General features: G+C 66.0%; 12 protein-coding genes and 1 pseudogene. 10 read left to right on the plus strand and 3 right to left on the minus strand.

All coding sequences use genetic code 11. The annotated features are described in order from the left end of the window. Nucleotides 1-1,720, plus strand: a pseudogene (locus CQZ88_RS30730) (BREX system serine/threonine kinase PglW); the annotation flags it as partial. Beyond that, nucleotides 1,720-5,313, plus strand: a complete 3,594-nt coding sequence (gene pglX / locus CQZ88_RS09140; protein ID WP_065922564.1) for a BREX-2 system adenine-specific DNA-methyltransferase PglX — start codon at nt 1,720-1,722, stop codon at nt 5,311-5,313. The pseudogene CQZ88_RS30730 and the gene pglX, both read left to right, overlap by 1 nt. 6 nt (nt 5,314-5,319) lie before the next feature. On the opposite strand, the gene CQZ88_RS29520 is transcribed toward pglX, so the two are convergent. Next, on the minus strand, nt 5,320-5,637 hold the full coding sequence (locus tag CQZ88_RS29520; protein ID WP_146034285.1) for a hypothetical protein: 318 nt from the start codon (nt 5,635-5,637) through the stop codon (nt 5,320-5,322). Nucleotides 5,638-5,723: 86 nt separating this feature from the next. Here CQZ88_RS29520 and CQZ88_RS09145 point away from each other — a divergent pair, with 86 nt between their 5' ends. Then, nucleotides 5,724-6,530, plus strand: a complete 807-nt coding sequence (locus CQZ88_RS09145) for a hypothetical protein (RefSeq protein WP_146034286.1) — start codon at nt 5,724-5,726, stop codon at nt 6,528-6,530. Nucleotides 6,531-8,169: 1,639 nt separating this feature from the next. Then, nucleotides 8,170-8,556: an MBL fold metallo-hydrolase gene (locus CQZ88_RS09155; protein ID WP_146034287.1), complete on the plus strand. Its 387-nt coding sequence runs from the start codon at nt 8,170-8,172 to the stop codon at nt 8,554-8,556. A 260-nt stretch (nt 8,557-8,816) separates the two neighbouring features. Here CQZ88_RS09155 and CQZ88_RS09165 read toward each other — a convergent pair whose 3' ends face one another. Then, nucleotides 8,817-9,200: a hypothetical protein gene (locus CQZ88_RS09165; RefSeq protein ID WP_065922560.1), complete on the minus strand. Its 384-nt coding sequence runs from the start codon at nt 9,198-9,200 to the stop codon at nt 8,817-8,819. A gap of 390 nt (nt 9,201-9,590) precedes the next feature. Between CQZ88_RS09165 and CQZ88_RS09170 the strand changes: the two genes are divergently transcribed. From CQZ88_RS09170 to CQZ88_RS29525, 6 genes are all read left to right on the plus strand, one after another. Beyond that, nucleotides 9,591-13,316, plus strand: coding sequence for a DUF6079 family protein (locus CQZ88_RS09170; RefSeq protein ID WP_065922559.1), 3,726 nt, complete (start codon nt 9,591-9,593; stop codon nt 13,314-13,316). Beyond that, on the plus strand, nt 13,313-15,973 hold the full coding sequence (gene pglZ, locus CQZ88_RS09175; protein WP_102799628.1) for a BREX-2 system phosphatase PglZ: 2,661 nt from the start codon (nt 13,313-13,315) through the stop codon (nt 15,971-15,973). The genes CQZ88_RS09170 and pglZ overlap by 4 nt, the downstream gene beginning before the upstream one ends. Next, nucleotides 15,970-17,250: a BREX system ATP-binding protein BrxD gene (brxD, locus tag CQZ88_RS09180; RefSeq protein ID WP_180986986.1), complete on the plus strand. Its 1,281-nt coding sequence runs from the start codon at nt 15,970-15,972 to the stop codon at nt 17,248-17,250. The genes pglZ and brxD overlap by 4 nt, the downstream gene beginning before the upstream one ends. Next, nucleotides 17,247-17,894, plus strand: coding sequence for a hypothetical protein (locus CQZ88_RS09185; RefSeq protein WP_146034288.1), 648 nt, complete (start codon nt 17,247-17,249; stop codon nt 17,892-17,894). The genes brxD and CQZ88_RS09185 overlap by 4 nt, the downstream gene beginning before the upstream one ends. Nucleotides 17,895-18,669: 775 nt before the next feature. Beyond that, nucleotides 18,670-20,772, plus strand: coding sequence for a DEAD/DEAH box helicase (locus CQZ88_RS09190; protein ID WP_065922556.1), 2,103 nt, complete (start codon nt 18,670-18,672; stop codon nt 20,770-20,772). A 389-nt stretch (nt 20,773-21,161) separates the two neighbouring features. Further along, nucleotides 21,162-21,662 (plus strand): hypothetical protein, encoded by a 501-nt coding sequence (locus CQZ88_RS29525; protein ID WP_146034289.1) that lies wholly within the window; start codon nt 21,162-21,164, stop codon nt 21,660-21,662. A 584-nt stretch (nt 21,663-22,246) separates the two neighbouring features. On the opposite strand, the gene CQZ88_RS09195 is transcribed toward CQZ88_RS29525, so the two are convergent. After that, nucleotides 22,247-23,341, minus strand: a 1,095-nt coding sequence (locus CQZ88_RS09195) for an SbcC/MukB-like Walker B domain-containing protein (protein ID WP_308410794.1), incomplete at its 5' end; no start/stop codon positions are given.

Genomic DNA, 23,341 nt, shown 5'->3' on the forward strand with positions numbered 1-23,341 from the left:
GGAAGCGAAGGCCACCCGCACTGAGATCCGCGACCGGCACCGCGGCTGGGTCAAGGAACTCGGCCGGTCTGCGACGAAGCCCGCGAGCACCCAGGGGCTGCTCGGCCTCGACGAGGCCGTGGCGCTGCTGCTGTCCGCCGTCGCGACGGGCCGTACCAGCACCCGGCGCCAGGCCGCGGAACTGCTGCTCGGCACCACCGGCACCCTCGACGCGTTCGCGTCCGGCAACGAACTGGCCTCCGCGCTGAAGAAGACCAGCCCGCGTGGCAACCAACTGTTGAAGGAATTGCAGGCCGACTGGGCGGAGAACCCGGCCACCCGTGAACTGCTCGACGAACTGATCGCCGTCGCCGAACAGGTACTGCGCGACTCCGGCGGGGTGGTAGCCGTGACCACCCTCACCGCCGAGATCCGCGGGCGACTGCCGCAACCGCCTGCGTCGCCGTCCGATGCCGTGGCACCGCGCCTCGCCGAACGCGCCGCCGCGGGTCTGCTGCGTGCCGCCCTCGACCGGCTCACCGAACACGAAACCGCGGAAGGCACCCGCCGCTGGGTGCGGCGCCGTCACGCCGGACGCCTCGCCCTCATTGCCGAGGACGAGTTGCTGCTCGCCGGAGCCGAAGCGGCCGGGCGCCGCGCCGACGACCTGATGGCATCCACCCCGGCATCCGAGGTGGTGCGCGTCAGCACCGCCGCTCGCGATCTGCGCGCGGCCTTCACCCGCGCCTACAAGGGCGCCGCGGGGCCGGATGTCCAGGTGCCGCTTCCGTCGGATGCACGGTTGATCCGCCTGGCCGCAGCCATCTCCCGGTACGCGGCCGTGTCGGGTCGTGGTGAACTGCATCGACGCAATCTCGGTCCGTCCGACGCGCTGCGGATCGCCCTCGCCGGTCTCGCGCAGACCGAGGCGCTCTCGCCCACCGAGGTGCGGGCCCGTGTGGCGGCTCGTTTCCCGGAACTCGACCGGCTGCCCGGCCGCCCGGCTCTCGATGCGCACATCGAACGCGCAGGCCTCGGGTTGACATGGGACGGTACCGGATACCGCTACGAGCAAGTCACGCCCGCCAGCGAAACCAGTCTGAACACCCGCACCGCCACCTACACCGGACCCGTCGGCGACATCGCGGGTGCCGCCGCCGGTGGTGGCTCGCTGCGCGGATCGCTCGTCGCGACATCGCTGCGGGAGAACGGCTTCCTCGCCTTCGGTGTGACGGTGCATCGCCCCGGCGACCACCAAAAGGTCGCGGCAGACCTCGCCGCATCCCACGACGGTGACCTGGTGGATGTGACCGGCGAGATCGTCGAGGCCATGCGCGCGTTCGCGGCCGAGAAGGGTGTGTCCTGGGATCTGATCCGCAGCGCCGACGCCGCCGAGGCTGGTAGCCGCGATGCGCGGGGTCTGCGCGCGGTGCTCGATCAGGTGATGCCGCGGGTGTGTGCCCGTATCGAGGCGGAGGTGTTCGACGATGGGGTGCTGGCGACGCCGCTGGTCCTCACCGAATTGTCGCCACTGGCCCGGTACGGCTACCTCGACCTCGTGGCGCGGTTGGCCGACCTCTCGGCGCCGCGGCGGCGGCCGGTGTGGGTGGTGCTGCCGCAGATGCGCGGGGTGCGCGGTGCGGTGATCGACGGCGAGCCGATCCAGCTGGGTTCTCCGGGTGGACAGTTTCTGACGTACTCGGTCGGGAAGACCGAGGCAGTGGAGAGCGAGAAGGTGTGATGGCGGACTTTTCCGCGACCGAGTTGGTGAACGCGCTGCGCAGGCAGGTCACCGTCCTCGAGGACGATCTGCGTGCGCGCGTCGACGGCTCGGATGTCGATGCCCGGCAGGCGGGCGTGGGGGAGCGGTGGCGCGCCGAGCACACCGCGGCGCTCACGGCGCAGCGCACCGCGGCGTCGTGGCAGGCGTGGCGCGACGAACGCGTGACGCAGGCCGCGGTCGCGTGGGTGCTGCTCACGGTGTTCGCCCGCTACTGCGAGGACCAAGTACTGGTGTCAAAGGCGTGGATCGGCGGCCCGGACGCCGACGCGCGCCAGCAGGCCCTCGACGCCCGCCGTGCCTATTTCACCGAATTCCCGGAGCACACCGACCGCGAATGGCTCGAAACGATCATCGCGCACTTCGGGATGATGGAAGCCACCCGCGGCCTGGTCGACGACTACTCGCCGTTGCGCCAGGTGGCACCGTCCGGTGATGCGGCGCGGGCGCTGCTCGAATTCTGGTGGGACAAGGACCCTTCCGGCGAGCCGCTGTGGGGCTTCGTTGGCGTGGACACCCGATTCCTCGGTGACGTGTATCAGGACCTGTCGGAGTTCGCGAAGAAGACTTACGCGTTGTTGCAGACCCCGGAGTTCGTGGAGGAGTTCATCCTCGACCAGACTCTCGACCCGGCGCTCGCCGAGCGACATCTTGAGGGTTTCACGGTGATCGACCCGACCTGTGGGTCGGGCCACTTCCTCCTCGGTGCGTTCCGTCGGTTGCTCGACAGGTGGCAGCGGGAAGCGCCGGCACTGGGCTCGCGGGTGTTGGTGCAGAAGGCACTTGCGTCGGTGTATGGGGTGGACATCAACCCGTTCGCGGTGGCGATTGCGCGGTTCCGGTTGATGGTGGCGGCGTTGGATGCGAGTGGGGACAAGTCGATCGAGAAAATGATCGATATCGAACTGAATCTCGCGGCCGGTGACTCGTTGTTGTGGGGGGCGCGGCAGCAGGCGATCAGTGACGACCTGTGGTCGACGGGCACCGAACAGATGGCATACGCGACGGAAAACGCGGACGCGTTGAAGGCGATCCTGCAGCGGGAACACGATGTGGTGGTGGGTAATCCGCCGTATATCACTGTCAAGGACAAGGCGCTCAACCAAACGTACCGAACCCTCTACTCGACATGTCACCGCAAGTACGCACTGACAGTGCCGTTCATGGAACTGTTCTTCGACCTGGCCAAGAGTGATTCAAACGGGAGCTCCGGTTGGGTCGGGCAGATCACGTCGAACTCGTTCATGAAGCGAGAGTTCGGTTCCAAACTGATCGAAGAATTCCTCGTCCTCCGTGATCTTCGGCGAGTGATCGACACTTCGGGCGCGTACATCCCGGGTCATGGCACGCCCACGGTCATTTTGGTAGGACGGAACCGGTCGCCTGTCGCGAAGACCGTTCGAGCGGTGCTGGGAGTGAGAGGTGAACCGGGCCGACCGGACGACCCCTCAAAGGGCGTGGTGTGGTCTGCGATTGTCGAGCACATTGATGATCCAGGATTCGATGACGCCTGGATCAGTGTGGCTGATTTGGATCGAGCTGCACTGCAAGGACACCCGTGGAGCCTCTCAGGGGGTGGAGCGGTCGACCTTCTCGAACGAGTTGAGGGCGCTGGAGTCTCGAAGCTTCGGTCGCGTGTGCGTGAGATCGGTTTCGGCGCGGTCACGGCAGAGGACTCTGCCTTCATGCTCGGCAAGGATGCACTCGACCGGGCACGTATCAGCGCCATGCACCAACGTTCGGTCGTTGAAGGGGACGTTGTTCGGGAGTGGTCTGTAGCACCAGCGGAAGCAGCTCTGTGGCCCTACAACGAGCAAACGTTGGATGCTGAGCTTTCCGAGGCTGCGCAACGGGCGCTTTGGCCGAACAAGGCGGTGCTGTCACTTCGGATCAACCTTGGGCAGTCACAACTCGAACGTGGGCTCACATGGTTCGAGTACTCGATGTTCTTCAAGGACCGGTACCGGACCCCCCTCTCCATCACCTTCGCCGAAGTAGCCACCCACAACCATTTCGTCCTGGACCGCGGTGGCAAGGTGTTCAAACAAACCGCGCCGGTGATCAAGTTGCCGGAGGGTGCAACCGAGGACGACCACCTGCGTGTGCTCGGTGTGCTGAACAGTTCGGTGGCGTGCTTCTGGCTCAAGCAGAAGTGCCACAACAAGGGCAGTACGGTCGATAACAGCGGTGCGCGAACCACTCTGGACCAGTGGGAAAACTTCTACCAGCTGAACGGCACCACCCTCAGGGACTTCCCGCTCCCGTCGTCCTTCCCGCTGGATCGCGCGCGCTCCCTCGACGCCCTCGCGCAGGAACTCGCTGCCCACGCCCCGGCCGCTGTCGCCGCGAACGAGGTTCCGACCATCAACCCACTCGATGTGGCGCACGAGGAGTCCGAGCACGTCCGCGCGCTGATGATCGCGCACCAGGAAGAACTTGACTGGGAGTGCTACCGTCTCTACGGGCTCATCGACGAGGATCTCACCTACACCGGTGAACTGCCTGGAATCGCATTGGGCGAGCGTGCGTTCGAGATCGCACTCGCGCGTGCCGTCGAGAACGGTGAGCACACGGCGTGGTTCGAGCGTCACCGCTCCACCCCGACAACCGAGATCCCTGCCCACCTGCCCGCCGACTACCGCGACCTGATTCAGCAGCGGCTCGACGTCATCGCGTCGAACCCTCACATCCGCTTGTTGGAGAAACCCGAGCACAAGAGGCGGTGGGCCACTGACCCGTGGGACAAGCGCGTCACCGAAGCCCTGCGCGACTGGCTACTCGACCGCGTCGAGAACCGCGACCTGTGGTTCGAAGACGGGCATCCCACGCCGCGCAGCGTCGCGCAACTTGCCGACAAGCTGGACCGCGACGAGGATTTCCGTCGGGTGCTGCGGTTGTGGGCCGGCAATGCCGAGGTGTCCACGGGGACCGCGCTTGCGAAGCTCCTCGACGAGGAGGTGGTGCCCTACCTCGCCGCGCTGCGCTACAAGCCCTCGGGCCTCATCAAACGAGAAGCATGGGAACACACCTGGGACCTTCAGCATCGCGAGGATGCGGGGGAGAAGCTGGATAGCCCGATCCCGGTGCCGCCCAAGTACAAGCCTGCCGACTTTGTGAAGAGTTCGTACTGGTCGCGGCGCGGCAAGCTCGACATGCCGAAGGAACGGTTCATCTCGTATCCGAACGCGAACCGCGACACCGACCCGACCATGCTTCTCGGTTGGGCCGGCTGGGACCACGCCGAACAGGCTTTGGCCCTCGCCAGTCTCGTCGACGAACGTGTAGCCACCGATGGCTGGGATCAGGAGAACCCCGAGAAGCTGATCCCGATGCTGGCAGGTCTGGCGGAGTTGTTGCCCTGGGTGCGGCAGTGGCACGGCGAAATCGACCCGGAGTACGGCGAATCGGTAGCCGACACCATCGAGGAGGTGCTGCGCTCCCACAGCGCCGATCTCGGCGTCACCACCGAGGATCTTGCCGCGTGGCGGCCCCCGGCGTCCACCCGTGGACGTCGCATCGCCAAGAAGGCTGCGAAGGAAGCTGACCGGGCATAAGCGGCGTCATTGTGTTCTTCCGCACGATCTCGCTGAACCTGCGCCCACCAGCGAGACGGCGCCTTGAGATTCGATCCGGCAGACGAGGAGCGTTTGACTTCCGGTGCCGACCGATGTGCGTAGAGTGCGATCCGATGCACTGATGAGTTGGGCAACCTGATGGCGATGCGTGGCGAGGGGATTGCGGTCGAATACAGCAATCAGGTTCGGCGTTGCGCGCCGTCGAGCCTGCTCGATCATCCTGCTTCCGACCGTGGGATCGACCGGTGGTAGCCCGTCGACCTGTTGCATCTGTACTTGGAGCAGCACGAGTGCTCCAGTCATGATCCGTCGTCATGGACGCCGGAGGGCGAGGAAGGCCCGTTCCAGGTGCTCTCCACTTGTCCGGGGTTGTTGGTAGGTTGCCCGATATGAGCGCATTCTCTGACTTCATGACGGAGTCAAGCTTCTGGTGGGGTGCTGGAGCTGGAACCGTTGTCGCCGGCACGATCAGCGCGGGTATTGCAGCCTTCTCGTTGCGTTCTAGCGATCGACGTAAGGCCGCACAAGAAGACAAAGTGACTGCTCTGAAGCTCAATCATGACTGCCAACTTGCGGAAGAGCGCAGAGCACACGAAGTGGAGCTTGAAAAGTTAAAGCGGCAGCTCGATAACGAAATCGAGGAGAATCGCCGTGCGGCCGAGGGGAAGAAGGAGTACGACAAGCTCGTCCTCGAGGCAGCGACCACATACGCACAGACGTGCTCAGTAGCTCTCGATGAAGCCCTCGACACTGACGGTCTGTTCAATCTTGTCAAGGACGCTTTTGATACCGCGGCTGGTCTGCCCGACGAAAATGCGGCGCGGAAAATTCTCTTTGCAGCCGATCAGACACGGAACCTCAAGGCTTTGGCGCGTGCCTTCAATTCGCTTCAGATGGTCGCCCCACCTGAGGTACTCACCCCTGCAACGCGGTTGAACGCCGCGATGGCCGCACTTCTCCAGACTGTTACTGAACCGCTCGCGAAAGCACTAGCGTTCAAGTCGGCCACGGACGAGTTGAAACAGTTCATCGACGCGTTCCGCGCGTACATCGGGTATGCGCCCTATACCGCCGAAGACGCCAAACGAGATGCCGTCAGTTTCGTGGAAACCTTGCGTCAACAGGTCAACCAGTACGTCATGCGCGCTAAGGAGGAGTTCCGCGCGGCTGGATTCAGCACTACCCCATGGGATTAGCCTGGATCCGTCGAGTGGACTGTGCGCCGGCCCGAGCGACATCTGGCGCGGCGACCATGTATCCAGTGCGTGGCCTCGGTCAATCGCCCGACGCGGTCAGGCGACGTCAAGGCTCACGGCATCGAATACGGACTGGTCCTTGAGCTCGATCAGGTGCGTCCCGGTTGCTCAGGTCGCTCGGAGCAGCACGTCGGCCGCAGTAGCGGCGCTCCGGTGTGCGGGCGTCTGTGACGGCCTCCAAGATGGATCGCTGCTTGCTGGCACGGGATGTGAGAGGCCGGACGACGCCGCCGACCTCAAGTTGACATGCCACGTGAATGGCTGCGTGCAGGCGGGGAGGGTCGGGCACGGCGTCTTCGAAGGCCGGCAGGACTTCCTTGGCGGCCTCGGTCACGTAGCGGGCGACGACTCGCAGCTCGTCCATCGTCAGCTCGAAGTCACCGGAGGCGGTGGGCACGGACTCGATTCTCCCGCAGCGGCTTTCGATGTGGTCCGGGAAGGGCATCGAAGAGGACGCCCTGCGGGCGGCTGCGCCCAACCGATCGGAGACCCTACGGGTCCCTGAGGTTGCTTCGGCCCCTTCCCCACCGCTGCCCGGTCGCCATGCCCCGATAGACCATCTCGGCCAGCACTCGTAGCCCCACGTCGCGGAGGACGTGCGGCTTGCGCTGGACCCGACCGTTCGTGTCGACCCGTTCGATCAGGTGCTCCACCACCAGCTGTGGAGACGAGGGTTACTGGTGCCCAGTCGGTTTCGAACCGCGGGAATGGCCCCCCGGTTCGCAGCGTCGATGCGCTGACGTCGGACTCTGGGAGACGAGCGACGCCGCCCGCCTCGATGTGCCGTGGTTACCGAAACGGCCCGCGCGCACGCCGAGGCAGGCGAGGAAACACCTCCAGCCTCTCGATCGGACCGCTGGTCGCGGGATCGAGGGGCTGGAAGGTCACAGCGTTGGAAGGGAACCTGGTGGCGAGGTGACGTGTCGGCCGGCGCGGAACGCGCTCGCGGCCTGTTGCTGATGCACGCCTCTGCGGGGCGTGTGGATAGAATCCACCGTACGGTGCATGACAGTCCCAATCTGTCGTGTGCCCAGACCCCGGTTGGTGTTCCAGCACCTTCCGGGGTCGACCTGTAGTCAGGCCGGTGCAGGGATGGTCCCACGAGGGCCGGGAAGCGTCAACTCGAACACGCGTTCGTATCGTGGGGCGTGTGGCGCAGTCGGCGCCTGATGGTTCCGACCTCTGCGTGTCGTCGGGCATCGGACACGCACGGGGTTGGGGTGGGGGCCAGTGGGGCGCGTACGGAACGTGGTTCACCGGCTTGGCGACACCCGCTACGGTTGTTGTTGCGCTGCGGCAAGCTCAGCGGCAAGGCGTCGCGGCCGCCGACTTGGGGCGTGGATCTGGTGCTGCTCTCCCATGACCAGCCTGTCGACAACCTCGACGACTCCGGACGAGCACTGCTCGCAGAAATCCAGCTGGTGCTCTCGACGGTCGCTGCGTCAGGCTGTGCCGACGGTGTCACCGGCCTGCCGACGTGGACTGCTCGTCGCCATCCGCTGCCGGGTGGGGCAGCGTCGAGATCCTGGCGGTGCCGGCGCTGCACGGGCCTGAGTGATGCGAGCCGGTGGTGGGGGAGGTGACCGGCTTCGTGCTGCGCCCTGTGGGGCTGCCCACGATCTACATCTCGGGAGACAACGCGTCGGTGGCTGTGGTGGAACAGATCGCCGCCAGGGTCGGGCGTATCGACATCGCGGTGCTCTTCGTCGGCGCGGCCAATGTCGGGCGTTTCGGTGACACCGACCTGACGGTGAATGCCCGCACTGCCGTACTGGCCGCCGGGGTGCTGGGTGACGCCGTGATCGTGCCGGTCCATGCCGAGGACTGGGCGCACTTCAGTGAGAGCCTTAAGCGCCTCGTCCGGGAATTCGGCTACGAGGGGTTGGCCGAGCGGTTGGCGGTGCCGCCGAAGGGGGAGCGTGTCGAGCTGGTGTTCCGAGCTCACGTGGCAACCACACCCAGGTAAGGGAGATGGTGGATCGGGATCTCACGCGTTCAGATGGAGAAGGTGCCTGTATCCGCTTCGAATCAAGCTCTTTCTCAGCCTCTCGGACGGGTGATGGCCGCTCAGCCATCGAGCGATTCCCTGCTCCTTCTCCTCCGCGGACGCGCGAGCGAGGCCGAGTTGAGTGATCAACGAGGTCGTGAACTGGGGTGCGGGCCGGGAATCTGTCGAACGGGAGAAGACGCTGTCGTCGACCAAGCGATCGTTGCTCATCGGCACGGTCAGATCACCTCCACGTCCACAATCGGCAAGTCACCAGTGTAGGCCACATCGAGAACCCGCAGGTGGTGACCGTCGGAAAGCAACAGCTCCTGCTGATACTCCATCTCGGCCGCTCCGACCAGTTTCACCCACGCTGCGGGCGTGCCACGAGGAATCCGGGCGCGGACGAGGCCTGCACCGTCGGCGGACGGGGGCCTGGTGAACTCGTCGACGGCAACCGACCGTGCGATCGAGACAGCCAACAAGCCGTCGGCACGAACTTCGTGTCCAATCAGGGAACTCAGGCCGGCAACGTCCACCTCGAACAGCGCGGATACGTTACGTAGTCCGCGCCATGCGGTGATGTCCGTCGCGAGCCGCCCGGCGGCGATCGCATCCAGCAACAGCTCCGCAACCTCTTCGGCTTCGGGATCGTCTACACCGCTTCGGAGCAGGTTCTGGATACGCCGGTAGAAGCGGACGTCCGCGCGTTGCCACCGTACGAGTGCTGCACGCTGATCCTCCGGCAGCTGCTCGGCCCACTCTCAGTAGTCGGTATCGAGCTGGGAGCTCACGGTTTCTTCGTCGGGTGCGTCGGACACACGGGAATCCCGCACGTGACCGGTAATTGGGACCGATGCGGGGTGTGTGCGTCCGTCGATCGCCTGCTCGGCAGCGCGACGCGCGGACGGGCGAGGCTCGGGCTGTCGCTGTTCTTTGGCAGGATGAGACCCGCAGCGACCCCACTTTATGGCCGCCGCATCACGAGGACCACGAAGGAGGGCAGGCGAAGCGTGAGCATCCTGCTGCGGGACGTCATCGACATCCCCGAACGTATCGGCGCCGACGACTACGTGCTGCGGCTGACCGACAGCACCGACGACGATGCGCACATCCGCGCCACCCTCGACGCCTACGTCCTCACCGATTCGCTCAAGGACAACTTCGTCTCCGCGATCGCTCTCATCGCCGACGCGATCAAGAAGAACACCTCCCGCGGCGCCTACCTCGCCGGCTCCTTCGGCTCCGGTAAGTCGCACTTCATGGCCGTGCTCTACGCGCTGCTCGGCAACCATCCGGCGCTGCGCGTCGACCGGTTCCGCGACCTCACCGGCCGCTACGACGGCGAACTTGCCGGCAAGAAGATCCTGCGTCTCACCTACCACCTCATCGGCGCGAGATCCCTCGAACAGGCCATCTTCCAGGGCTACGTGCGCCAGATCGCTCGGCTGCACCCGGAAGCGCCGCTGCCCGCGCTGCACGTCTCCGACACGCTGCTTGCCGACGCCGAGAATCTGCGCGAACGCATCGGTGACGAGCAGTTCCTCGCCGGCCTCGGCGGCGACTCGGACACCGGCGCCGACGACGGCTGGGGTGGGGTGCTCAGCGACGGCTGGACCCACGACCGCTACCAGAGCGCCCTGGCCGCCCCGGCCGAGAGCGAACTGCGCAAGGAACTCGTCTCCGCGCTGGTGCGCAGTTACTTCTCATCCTTCGTCGAACAGGCCGACTTCATCGACATCGACCGCGGCCTCGCGGTGTTGTCCGAACACGCCAAGTCCCTCGGCTACGACGCGGTGGTGCTGTTCCTCGACGAGCTGATCCTGTGGCTGATTTTCTCCGTCCGCAGCAGCGAGTTCTTCGGCCGCGAATCGCAGAAGATCACCAAACTCGTCGAAGCAGCCGGCAATCCGCGACCCATTCCGCTGATCTCGTTCATCTCCCGCCAGATGGATCTGCGCAAATGGCTCGCCGACGCCGGCGCATCCGGCTCCGAACAGGAAGCATCCGACCGGGCCCTGCAATACCAGCAGGGCCGGTTCCGCACCATCGAACTCGGCAACGACAACCTCGCCGAGGTCGCTAACGTCCGATTGCTGCAGCCGAAGGACGAGCACGCGCGGCAGGTCCTCGACGACGCGTTCCGTTCGGTCACCCGCAGCCCCGAGGTGTGGGACGTGCTGCGCGACTCGATGAACACCACCGAGGACTACCGCGGCGCCTCCGAACACGAATTCCGGCTCACCTACCCGTTCTCTCCGGCGCTCGTGGCGACCCTGCGGGAACTGGCATCGGTGATGCAGCGCGACCGCACCGCCCTGAAGGTGATGCAGCGCATGCTCGTCGAACGGCGCGACACCCTCACCACCGCCGACCTCATCCCCGTCGGCGACGCCTTCGGGCCCATCGTCGACGGCGAAGACCCCATCGACGGCGTCGCCGGCACCCTGTTCACCGCGGCTGCCAACCTCTACAAGGACAAGCTGTTGCCGCTGCTGCTCGCCCGCCACCAGGTGACCGCCGAACAGCTCGAGACGGACCCCGATTCGGTGCCCGCCGGGTTCCGAGCCCACGACCGCATCGCCAAGACGCTGCTGCTCTCGGCGATCGCCCCCAAGGTCCCGGCGCTGCGCGACCTCACCGCCTCCCGCCTTGCCGCGCTCAACCACGGTTCGATCAAGACCCGCATGAAGGGCGGAGAGGCCCGCGTCGTCCTCGGCGTGGTCCGGGAATGGGCCAAGGACGTCCCCGAGATCACCGTCTCCGAGGGCACCAACCCGATCATCCGGGTGCAGCTCGCCAACGTCGACTACAACTCGGTGCTCGAACGCATCCGCGGCGAAGACAATCTCGGCAAACGCAAAGTGCTCATCCGCACCCTCGTGCACAAGGCACTCGGCGTCGACACCAAGCAGGACGACCTCGCCGGCGGCGCCACGCGCACCGTGATCTGGCGCGGATCCCGCCGCGAGGTCGACGTCGTATTCGGCAATGTCCGCGACGCCTCATCGGTCCCCGAACAGAACTTCGACAACCGGCCCGGCACGTGGCGGCTCGTCGTCGACTACCCGTTCGACGAACAGAACTTCTCCGCTGCCGACGACATCGCCCGCATCGACCGGCTCCTCGCCGACGGCGACCGCCACACCATCGTGTGGTTGCCGAAGTTCTTCTCCGACGAGGCGATGCAGGACCTGGCGCTGCTCGTCAAGCTCGACTGGCTGTTCACCGGCACCGGTGACCGCTGGCAGGAGAACACCGACCACCTGTCCCCGTCGGACCGCGCGCAGGCCCGCGGCATCCTGGAAAACCTGTACCGGGGCACGCTCCACTCGTTCGAACGGCTCCTCGAACAGGCCTACGGCATCGAGGCGCCCGACCCGAAGCGATTCATCGACGACCCCGGCCACACCGAGATCCTCGTCTCGCTCAGCAAGGACTTCAGCCCCAAGCTGCCGACCGCGCTCAACCTCGAGGATGCCTTCGACAAGGTCATCGACCAGGCCTTCGCCGCGCTGTACCCGAACCACCCGCAGTTCCCGAGCCCGGACGAGGAAATCACCGCCCGCCACTACGAGATCGTCCGCGGCTTCGTCGAGCAAGCCGTCGCCGACCGACAGGGCCGTGTCCCCACCGCCGGGGCCGAACGTAAGGTCGCGCAGCGCGTCGCCGGGCCGCTGAAGGTCGGCAAGGCCACCGAAGACCACTTCCTCTTCGGGGAAGACACCTTCGCGTTCTGGGCCGGGGAACTCGACCGGGCCGCCGCCGACACCGACCGCGTCACCGTCGGCGTGCTGCAACGCCGCATCGACGCGGTCAGCCCCGCATGGGGCTTGCGGCCCGAAGCCCGCGATCTGATCGTCGCGGCATGGGCACTGCTCCGCAAACGAGCCTGGTTCGAGGCCGGCTCCCCGGTGCCCGCACTGGCCCTGGGACGGATGCGCGAGAGTATCGAACTGCGTGCCGAGGAACTGCCCGAGCAGAACGCCTGGGACGCCGCTCGTCTCTCCGCGACTCAACTGTTCGGCTACACCATCCCGCGCACCTACCTCACCGGCGCGAACGTCGCGGACTTCGCCCAGCAGGTGCGGGTGAAGGCGGGGGAGCGAACCTCAGATCTGCGGCAGGTCGTCGAACGGCTCGCCGACGCCCACCGGGTGCTGGGCTTGGACATCACCGACACCGACCGGATCAGTGCGGTCCGCGCACTCGTCGAACTCTGTGACCGGCTCGTCGGCACCGCCGGCAATGTCGCGCTCATCGATCTGCTCGCAACGGCGACACTGCCCGTCGCGATGGAGACCGCGGGCAACCTGCGTACCGAGGCAGCGGACGACGCGCGGGCGTTGCGCAACGTGCAGTGGAAGCTCGTCGAGACCCTCGTCGCCGGCGCCGAAACCGGGGGGGAGCGCGGTGAATCCGCACGGGTGATCCTGAAGAGCCTGCGCGAGTTGGTCTCGACACCGGGAAGGCAGCTATCGGAGCTGAAGTCGCTGGAAACCCGCGTGGTCGAGTGGGTCGTTTCCGAGGTCAAAGACGACGAGGACGTCATTGACGACGAAGAGATCATCGACGACGGTGGCGACGACGTCGAGGACGGAACCGGGGAGGACGTGGTCACCGACCCCGACACGGTCATCCTTCACGGCATCGATGACATCAAGTCCGTTGCCGACCAGTTGCGGAAGGCATTCGCCAAACACGGACCGGGTCTGCGCGTGAAGTGGTGGGTCGAATGAGCACCCTCACCGTCACCCGCCCCATCATCGCCGCCAAGCTCACGAAGGCCGTGGAGAAGCGGCACCGGAACGGCGTCCTCGGGCTGCGTGCCGCCCCGAAATGGGACGGCGGCGCCTTCGTGCACGACGGCGTGCCCGTCACGGTCGTGCCGTGCCCGTCGACCTTCGCGGTGTGGGAGGCGCTCGAACAACGCAACCACGACGAATGGCTCGTCGTGCTCACCCCCATCGAGGAAACGGAACTCGGTGTCGGGGTCCTTGCGCATCTCGTCGACGGTCGTCTCATCAGTCCCGACCCGTGGGATGCGCTGCGATCCATGTTCTCCGCGACCACCGTCGAACCCGCGCTCTATCGGGTGGCCAACGATCGTGCCCTCGCGATGGGATTGCTCGCCGCGATCCCCACCACCGCGGTCACCCCCGCGCCGGGTGGGGTCCTCACCCGCGCGCACGCGATGTCCGCCGTCGCTCGGGGTGCGCTGGCGATGACCGACGACCCGGCCACCGAGATCGACACGCTCGTCGTCCTCGAATGGAGTCGCCGGCCCGGCGCTGCCGCCGAATTCGAGCGGCTGCGCACCGACGGCGGGACCGAACTCGTCGCCGCCACCACCGCGTGGCTCGCCGAACGAGCGGGCCGCCTCGCCAAACCCGTTGCTGCGCTATTGAAGACCCAGCGCATCGCTGACCTGGTCCCGCTCGGATTGCTCGCCGGCCTCTTCACGGATCCCGGCAGCGACCTCGCGCGCGGCCTGTTTCTCGGTCGCTACGGGCTGACCGGCCTCACGGACGAGGACCTCGCCGCCTGGCACGACGACTCGTCCGGACTCGTCATCGGCACGCTCACCGACAGTGAACGACGTGCCGTACTCGAGTCCGCCGCCGCACACGCGCGTGAACTCGGCATCGACGACCTTGCGGGTCGCTCCGAGTTGCTCCCGCAAGGCCTCACCGCTCGACTCGACGCACTCGCCCACGCCATCGAGGTGGCCATGCCCGGCGACCCCGTCGAGTTCGGGCCGAAACAGGGCGGCCTCGACAATGTCGAACGGGCGTGGCAGCAGACGCTCCGCCACCTCTCGGCCCGTACCTCCTCCTCGTACCGCGCCGCCGAGGCCACCGTGCGATTGCTGCGCTGGCTGGCCGTCGACACCCCCACCACCGGAAACCTCGACGATCACACCCGGCGATACATCGACGGCGACGGCTGGGTCGACGCGGCGCTGGCCGCTGCGTACCGCGGCTCGGACCACCGGGCGCTCGCCGACGCCATCACCCTTGTCATCGACGCTGTCACCGCCCGTCGTCGCGGACACGACCGCCGGTTTGCCGCGGCGCTCGCCGACACGCCACACCCCACCGGGCCGGTCGTCGAACAGCTGCTGCGCACCGTGGTGCTGCCACTCGCCAAGGCCCGACCGACCCTGCTGCTCGTCGTCGACGCGCTGTCGATCGCCGCGGCCACCGACCTTGCTGCTGCCGCGGCCGAACACGGATGGAGCGAAGCCGGGGTGCTCGGCGGCTCCCGCCGGACCGCCGCGCTGGCGGTGCTCCCGACTCTTACGCAACGCAGCCGGTGCTCGTTGCTGACCGGTGACCTGCGTGAAGGCGACGACTCCGCCGAACGCACCGGATTCCTCGACGCGTTGCGCTCGGCCGGACTCGAAGCAGCCCCCGGCCGGGTCGATCCGATCTTCCACAAGAAGGCCCTCGACACTGTGCCCGCGGGTGCGGACTTGGCCACCGACGTCGCCAACGCGATCGCCGATACCACCGGTCGGCCGCTTGTCACGGCGGTACTCAACTTCGTCGACGACACCCTCCATCACACCGATCCCGGCGGAGCCGATTGGGGAATCGGCAACATCACCCACCTGCGGGCGCTGCTGCAGGCCGCGCAGCGCGCCGGGCGCGCGGTGATCATCACGTCCGATCACGGTCACATCATCGAGCGGCGCACCAGCGTCAAACTCGCTCGCGCGAACCTGTACGGGCAGCGGGCCCACGGCGACCTCGCCCACGTCGAGGACGGCGAGGTCGTGGTGCGCGGACCGCGGGTGCTCACCGACAGCAACACGGTGGTGCTCGCCGTCGACGAGACCGTCCGTTACGGACCGGTCAATGCCGGTTACCACGGGGGAGCGGCACCCGCCGAGGTGCTTGTGCCGGTCCTCGCATTCCACACCGGGGAACGCCCGGCCACCCTCACCGCACTCGATCCAGTCGAACCGCGGTGGTGGTACGCCCCAGTGCAGATCGCAGCACCCGCTGAGCCGCCGACGGCACCTGCGCCCACGAAACAGGCGGCGCCCACCCTGTTCGACACCGACGAACCGGCCCCCGTCACCGTGAACGTCGCCGACCAGGTGATCGCCACCGCGGTGTTCGCCGATCAGGAACGGCTCGCCGGTCGAATCGTGGTGCAGCGTGAACAGATCCGAGCGCTGCTCGCCGCACTGCTCGCGGCGCCAGCGCGGGAACTGACCACGGCGCAAGCGGCGAGCCTGCTCGGCATCGCCCCGGCCCGCGTCGGTGGTGCGCTGCTGCAGATCAAGCGGGTGCTCGACGTCGAGGGCTACGAGGTGCTGCTGCTCGACGGCGGTGTCGTCGGACTCGACGAAGCGGCCCTGCGCGAACAGTTCGGAATCGGGTCGTGACGGCGCCGGTGTCGCCGCGTCGGCGGCGGGAGATCCTCGACGCGTTGCGTCGTGGCACCGTCCCGGCCAACGGGCTCGACCAACTCGCCGTCGGTCTCGGCAAGTTCGAAACCGAACTCGACGCCGAACTCGGCGTTGTTGCCGGGGGTGGCGCGATGTTCAAGGCGGTGCGCGGCGACTACGGCTCGGGCAAGACGTTCTTCGCACGTTGGCTCGCCGACCGCGCCATGAAGCGCGGCTTCGCGGTAGCCGAGGTGCAGATCAACGAGATCGACACTCCGCTGCACAAACTGGAAACCGTGTACCGGCGCAGCATCGAATCGCTGCGCACGGCGTCGATCCACCCGTCGGCATTGCGGCCGATCCTCGACGCGTGGTTGTTCACCGTCGAGGACGACGCCGCGCAACAAGGCGTGGGAGTAGAGGAGTTGCTCGAACGTCGGCTCGCCGACGTCGCCGCACGAGCCCCCGTGTTTCCCATGGCGATTCGCGCGTACCGTCGCATGGTCGAGGAGGACGACCACGACGGCGCCGACGCCCTGGTGGCCTGGCTCGGCGGCCAACTGCACGTCGCCGCATCGGTGAAGCGCCGCGCCGGTATTAAGGGCGACCTCGACCATTTCCTTGCCCTCGGCTTTCTCCGCGGATTGCTTGCGGTGCTGGCCGACGCGGGCAATGCCGGCCTGTTGCTCGTGCTCGACGAGGTGGAGACACTGCAGCGAGTCCGTTCCGACGCGCGCGCCAAAGCCCTCAACGCGCTGCGTCAGTTGATCGACGAGATCCACGACGGGCACTTCCCAGGGCTCTATATGCTCATCACGGGCACCCCGGCGTTCTTCGAAGGTCGGCAAGGTATCAAGTTGCTGCCGCCCCTGGCGGACCGGCTGCACACCGACTTCTCCCGCGATCCGCGGTTCGACAACCCCCGCGCCCCGCAGCTACGGCTGACCGGCTTCGACCTCGACCGGCTCGTCGAACTCGGGGGGCGCGTGCGCGAGTTGTTCTTCACCGGGATCGACGCAGGTGATCGGGTGCGGTCGACCGTCGACGACGAGTTCCTGCGTCGCTTTGCCTCAGCCGTCGCCGGGAACCTCGGTGGCCGCGTCGGCATCGCCCCGCGATTGTTCCTTCGCAAACTCGTCGATGTTCTCGACGTCGTCGAGCTGCATCCCGACTTCGACCCATACACCGACTACGAGATCAAGATCGCGACGACCGAATTGTCCGATGCCGAGCGTGAAGCGCTGTCAGCAGACGACATCGAATTGGATCTATGAACCGTCCCACGATTCCGAGTAGCTCGCGCGCCCTTTCCGATCTGGATCTTCGTATGCGGAGGTTGGAACAAGCGAAGCAGGCTTCCTCGGTCCTTGAATTGAACCGACTGGTCTGGCGTATCAGCAAGCGCGAAGGCTACACCGATAGGCTTCCGTACCTCGATCCGACGTATGGCGGTGTCGACGCGGATGTGATCCTGCTGCTCAAGGCTCCCCAAGCCGACGCCGACCCAAGACGAGGAACGGGCCGGTTAATCTCGCTCGACAACGACGACGAGGTGGCCGCCACGCTGTTCGATTTGTTCCTCGAACTGGGCATCGACAGAGGTCGGTGCGTTGCGTGGAACCTGTGTCCGTTCCCGATCAGCAAGTTCGATCCTGACGACGCCGAGATAATCAGAGGGAAGGATGACTTCAAGTCTTTCAGCGAGCTGATTCACCATCCCCAATCCGTCCTTGTGCTGGGTAGCGTAGTTCGGGACGGGTGGAAGAAGCACTCGTTCGATGATGTAATGCCAGATGCGCATGTTGTCTTCGGCCCGTCGCCGTCTCCTCCAGGAATTAACCGGCCAGGTAGCCTAGACGCTCTGCGTGGCGCATTGATGCGAGCATTCGGGATGTCTACAGAACAGGCGTATCTGTGATCAAGCGGTCTTTCCGCGCTGAGATTCTCTCCTAGGGGAGAGTCAGCATGCACTACTTACCGGTACCGGGAAGTCCACCCTGGTAGATCTGCCTGATACTGCCGGCGCGTTGTCGGCGCCTCGCCGTATCCACGCGATCGATCTCCAACTCGATCGCCCGCTGGAGCGTCACCCCGACCTCGGCGCCATCGGGATAGAGCGTCAGGCCTTCGTGTAGAAGTTGGATTTGTGACTCGCTGCACCCTTGGATGACTGCCCGCATCAGCGGAATGAGTGATCTGCGGAGTTGAGCAGGTGAGCGGTCCCGGCTGAATGTGCTGATTGTGGAACTGATCTGGTCACGTGCGAAACTCAAGGGGTCACTACGACGCCATTCTTCGTACTTGCGTCGTCGCTCCTGCTTCGAGTTGTGCAGATCGGTTGTTCGTTTGGCCTGAGCGCGGCAAGCAGGACACTTTTTGTCCTTACGAGTGGGTCTCCCACACTTGCACATCAGAACCTCACTCGGCGCCGTAGCGGATATTGCGCTTGCGACGATTATGCAGCCGGTTCCGGATGAATACGGCGAAATGCCCTCAAGCAGACGGCCCGAGACGGCGACTATGTGCCGGCGTCACCTACCTGTGCCTGCGACAGTCGGTAGATCCAGCCCTGGCGAACCCGCTACCGAGAAGTAGGGTGACCGCGAGGAGTGAAAGGTGGTACGGGTGTCAGCGTCGAAGTCGAGAACGGACCGGCGGAGTGCCTGCGATATCGCGTGCTCAAGGGATGATCGGTGACCTCTTCCTTCTCGCTTCTCCATCCAGGTGTCCAGTACCACCTCGTCAACACGCTGCGTTGGGACGGCCTTCGCCCCACTCAAGCCGTCGCCGTCGAACCGATCCTCGCGGGCGAGGACGCCCTCGTCCTCGCCCCGACCGCGGGAGGCAAGACCGAGGCGGCGGCTTTCCCTCTGCTCTCGGCGATGGCCGAGCACGATTGGCAGGGCACGTCGGTGCTGTACGTGTGCCCGCTGCGGGCACTGCTCAACAACCTCCAACCACGCATGCACACTTACGCCCAGTGGCTCGGCCGCACCGCCGCCGTGTGGCACGGCGACGTCGGCCAGTCCGCGCGGCAGCGGATCCTGCGGGACCGCCCCGACATCCTCCTCACCACACCGGAATCTCTCGAAGCGATGCTTGTCTCCACGAAGGTCGACCCGCGCGTGCTGTTCGCAGGGCTACGAGCCGTCGTCGTCGACGAGGTCCACGCGTTCGCCGGCGACGACCGGGGCTGGCACCTCCTCGCGGTGCTGGAACGGCTCGCGCGCATCGCCGGCCGTCCCCTGCAGCGCATCGGGCTGTCGGCGACGGTCGGCAATCCCGACGAGCTACTGCAATGGTTGCAGGGTGGGACTCCGGGCCGGCCTCGTCGCGTAGTCAACCCAGCAGTTCCCGCTGCGGCCACGCCACCTGAGATCACCGTCGACTACGTCGGCTCGATCGACAACGCCGCCAAAGTCATCGCTGCCCTGCACCAGGGCGAGAAGCGCTTGGTGTTCGTCGACTCGCGACGCCGCGCCGAAGAACTCGGTGCGGCCCTGCGCGAACGGGGAGTGACCACCTTCCTATCGCACTCGTCGCTCTCGGCTGCCGAGCGGCGCCGGTCCGAAGCGGCATTCGCCGAGGCGCGGGATACGGTGATCGTCGCGACCTCCACCCTCGAACTCGGTATCGACGTCGGCGACCTCGACCGCGTCATCCAGATCGGTTCGCCACGCACCATCGCATCGTTCCTCCAGCGTCTCGGCCGCACCGGCCGCCGCCCCGGCACCACCCGCAACTGTCTGTTTCTCGGCGTCGACGACGAACAGGTACTGCTCACCCTGGGCATGCTCGAATGCTGGTCGCGCGGATGGGTGGAGCCGATTGTCGCACCCCCGTCCCCGCGGCACATCGCGGCGCAACAGATGCTGGCGCTGTGCCTGCAGGAACACCGACTCGGAGAGAGGAGCTGGCGGGACTGGTGGGGTTCTCTGCCGATCTTCGACGAGCACGCCGACGAGATCATGGCGTTCCTCCGCGCGCAGGGCTTCTTCGAGCGCGACGGGAGCTTCCTGCACATCGGACCCGAGGCCGAGCGCCGATTCGGACGGCGATACTTCTCGGACCTGACGGCCGTCTTCAGCGCCCCTCCCGAGTTCACCGTGCTGGCCGGACGCAACGAGGTCGGCACCGTGGGCACCGATCTGCTGGTCGAAGAGGTCGACGGCCCCCGCGTGCTGTTGCTCGGTGGTCGCTCGTGGAGGGTAACTCATATCGATTGGCAACGGCGCCGGTGTTTCGTCGAACCCGTGGACGGCGGCGGGAAGGCCAAGTGGTCCGGCACAGGCGGTGGGGTGTCCTTCGACATCACACAGGGCATGCGCGCAGTGCTGCTCGGCGCCGTACCTGCAGGAGTGACACTGACCCGACGCGCGGAAACGGTGCTTACGGAACTACGGCAGGGCTACGCCGACAGCGTCGATCCGGATGCCTCCGTGCTCACGATGCCGTCGGAAGGCTCGGGACGGTGGTGGACCTGGGCCGGCACCGCCGCCAACCGCACTCTACAAGCATCGCTTCCGGCGCTGGTCGATCCCCGTCAGCGGGTCGATGAGAAGTCCTTGCGTCTCCTTCCGAACATCACCCCGGCAAACGTGAGTGTGGCTCTGGCCGATCCTCGTTGGACCTTCCCGCACGTCGCGCAGAGCGCCGTGGCCGGCCTGAAGTTCTCCTTCGCACTACCACCGGGACTCGCCGAGGAAACGCTGGCGGTGCGGCTCGCGGACGAACCGCACGCCCGAGCAGTCATTGCGATGTGTCACCGGATCCATCGGACCGACCACGACGATTAAGCACCCGTCCGAGTCATGCACTACTCGCACACAGCGCCCGGTGAGTGTGGTCGTGGGCGGAGCTGGATTCGGGGCCCGGTCGAGGGACATGTGAACCGGATGAAGATGCTGAAATGGCAGCTGTACAGGCGAGCCAACTTCGGCCTGCTCCGCAAGCGCGTCGTTGACCACGTATGAACAAGTGCGCAAACAGAATAGCGGAAAGTGCGCCAGGGTCACGCCCTCGCGCCCATTGACATTCTTCGGCTCGGGCGTAAAATTTCCGTGTTCCCTTTATCGCCTGGGCAGATCGGGGGGCAGTAATGGGCGCTCCGTCGCCACGGGTTCTTACCGTTTGCAATTATGCGAGCATAGTTTTGCTCATACTCGGATTTTTCATCCAAAACGTAGTGATGACGGTGATCGGCGCGGTGACCACTGTCATCGGAATGGGAATCTGGATAGCGCTGCGAATATTCGGACGCGTCGCGCTCGTGGCTGCCAGTATATTCGGTGTCAGTATTCTTGTATTTTTTGCAGCAATTCTTCTATTCACGCCCATCCGGTTGATATTCGGGCCGATAGACCGGGATCCACTGCCGTTCCTTGAGTCTCCGGAGCCCGTATCTACGTCTTCCTTTACTCCTTCCATCAGTGTGTGGAGTACGGACGTCGACGGTCTGTGCAGTTCAAGTTCAGAAGGTTCGTCGAGCTCGTCCTTTTCATACGGCGACGCGCGCATCGATCAAGACTCAGGAAAATCGACACCAAGTGGACTTGACATAGTGATCGGAAGGATTGACTTCGAAGTAAGTGAAGAGTGTCACAACCTGGCGGGTAGGCGAATTTGGACGGCCGTGCCGTTCATAGCAGTGATTGTCGCTGCGGTGTATTGGATCAGAGAAGGATGACCCGCCATTCGGGTATCCCTTTCTCGTGCATCGAAAAGTGGCAACAGTAGGTAATTTCTTCGGCAGCCCCCAGGTGTTTCCGGGAAACTCCCGGCGTGATGTCCCGGTCAGTACCCGGGTGGCGTTTCCTGGTGGTGTTCGACTCCAATATCGGGTCCAAACACCATCTTGTTGGTGTAGTCGGGTCGGCGTTCGATGTTGAGCATCTCGGTCACCGGCCGGGGGTGACCGGTCATCGCACCGCCGATGGCTGAAAGCAGCTCTTGGCTGAGCTGGTTCGTATGGACGGGCGAGAGCGGCGGAGCCACATCGTCGCCGGGACCGGACCGAGCGCGGAGGCTATGCGTCGGCTGGCTGTCTCGGGTGCAGACCCGATCTTGCCCCGGTCAAAACCGTTCTTCTGTACGGGTTGCGCTGCCTGTTCGAGTTCGTCGGAGACATCCGCATCCTGCTCGGCCTTGGCTGCGGTGTCTGACTGAACGTCCTGTCAGGTCTTGGAGTTGCCCCCAGCAGGGCCCGCCCCGCGCACCAAAGTAGAGGTGGATCCGCTGACCCCCGGCACCGATCAGGGAGCGCCCGCACCCCTACACGAACTCGAGCGCCCCCTCCACCGCCACCGGCACCCGCCGCGTGCCCGGCGACCCCAGCGCCGCCGCCAGATCCGACCCGTCGTGCTCGGCGAGCAACCCGCCCTCCGACCACACCAGCAACGTCGCCCCGACCGTGTGCTCGGCCACCGAATGCGCCAGATCGTAGTGCGCACACGCCGGCACCCCGGCATACGTGATCCACAGGTCGTAGCCCGTCATGAACAGATCCAGGTCGAACTGCACGCTCAACCCGAGCAGCTCCGCCCGGCCGTTGTCGTCCACCCCGGCGAACGCCTCGTCCAGCGCCAGCAGCCGCGGCGCCTGCGGATCCGCCGAATCCAGCATCACATGCGCCGCCGCGAACAACGGCAGATGCAGCGACACCGACTGCTCACCCCCCGACAACGCCGAATGCCGCGCCACCGTCAGCCGCTCCTCCGCGCCGTCCGCCCCGATCAACCCGAACGCGAACACCCGCCACCGCCGGTAATCCAGCGTCGTCGCCAGGATCTCCGGATACGACCGCTCCGGATGCGCCGCCCGCTCCGCCCGGATCCGCGCCGCGAAATGCGCCCGGAGGCTCGCCAGCTCCACCGGCCCCAGCGCCGAAACCTCCCGGTCCAGCAGCCGGCACACCGCCCGCGCCTGATCGTCGAGATGATCGGCCAGCACCCACCGCACCCCCACCGTCGTACCCGACGACATGCGCCGCTGCCGCATCTCCGCCCCCATCCGGGCAATGAGATCCCGCGCGTCCTCGGTGCGCTCGTGGATCTGCTGCGCCAGCCCCGCCAGCAGCGCATCCTCGAGGATGCGCCGCTCCGCGTCGGTCAGCAGCAGCTCCTGATCCCGCCGCGCCGCCGAGATCCGCACCGCGAACTCCGCCACCGACGAAAACCCCTGCTCGTCCTGCACCCGCACCACCGTCAACCCGTCCGGCGCGTCCCACTGCAGCCGATAGTCCTGACCGGCCGCCGCGAGCTGCCCGTCGAACTCCTGCAACGCCGACGTCAACGCCGACCGGGCCGCCTTGCGGGCACCGTCCCCGCCCTTGATCGTCGCCGTCGCCGCCGCCAGCGCCGCGTACAG

The sequence above is a fragment of the Rhodococcus sp. ENV425 genome (assembly GCF_002887785.1).
In the GTDB taxonomy this organism is placed as follows: domain Bacteria; phylum Actinomycetota; class Actinomycetes; order Mycobacteriales; family Mycobacteriaceae; genus Rhodococcus; species Rhodococcus aetherivorans.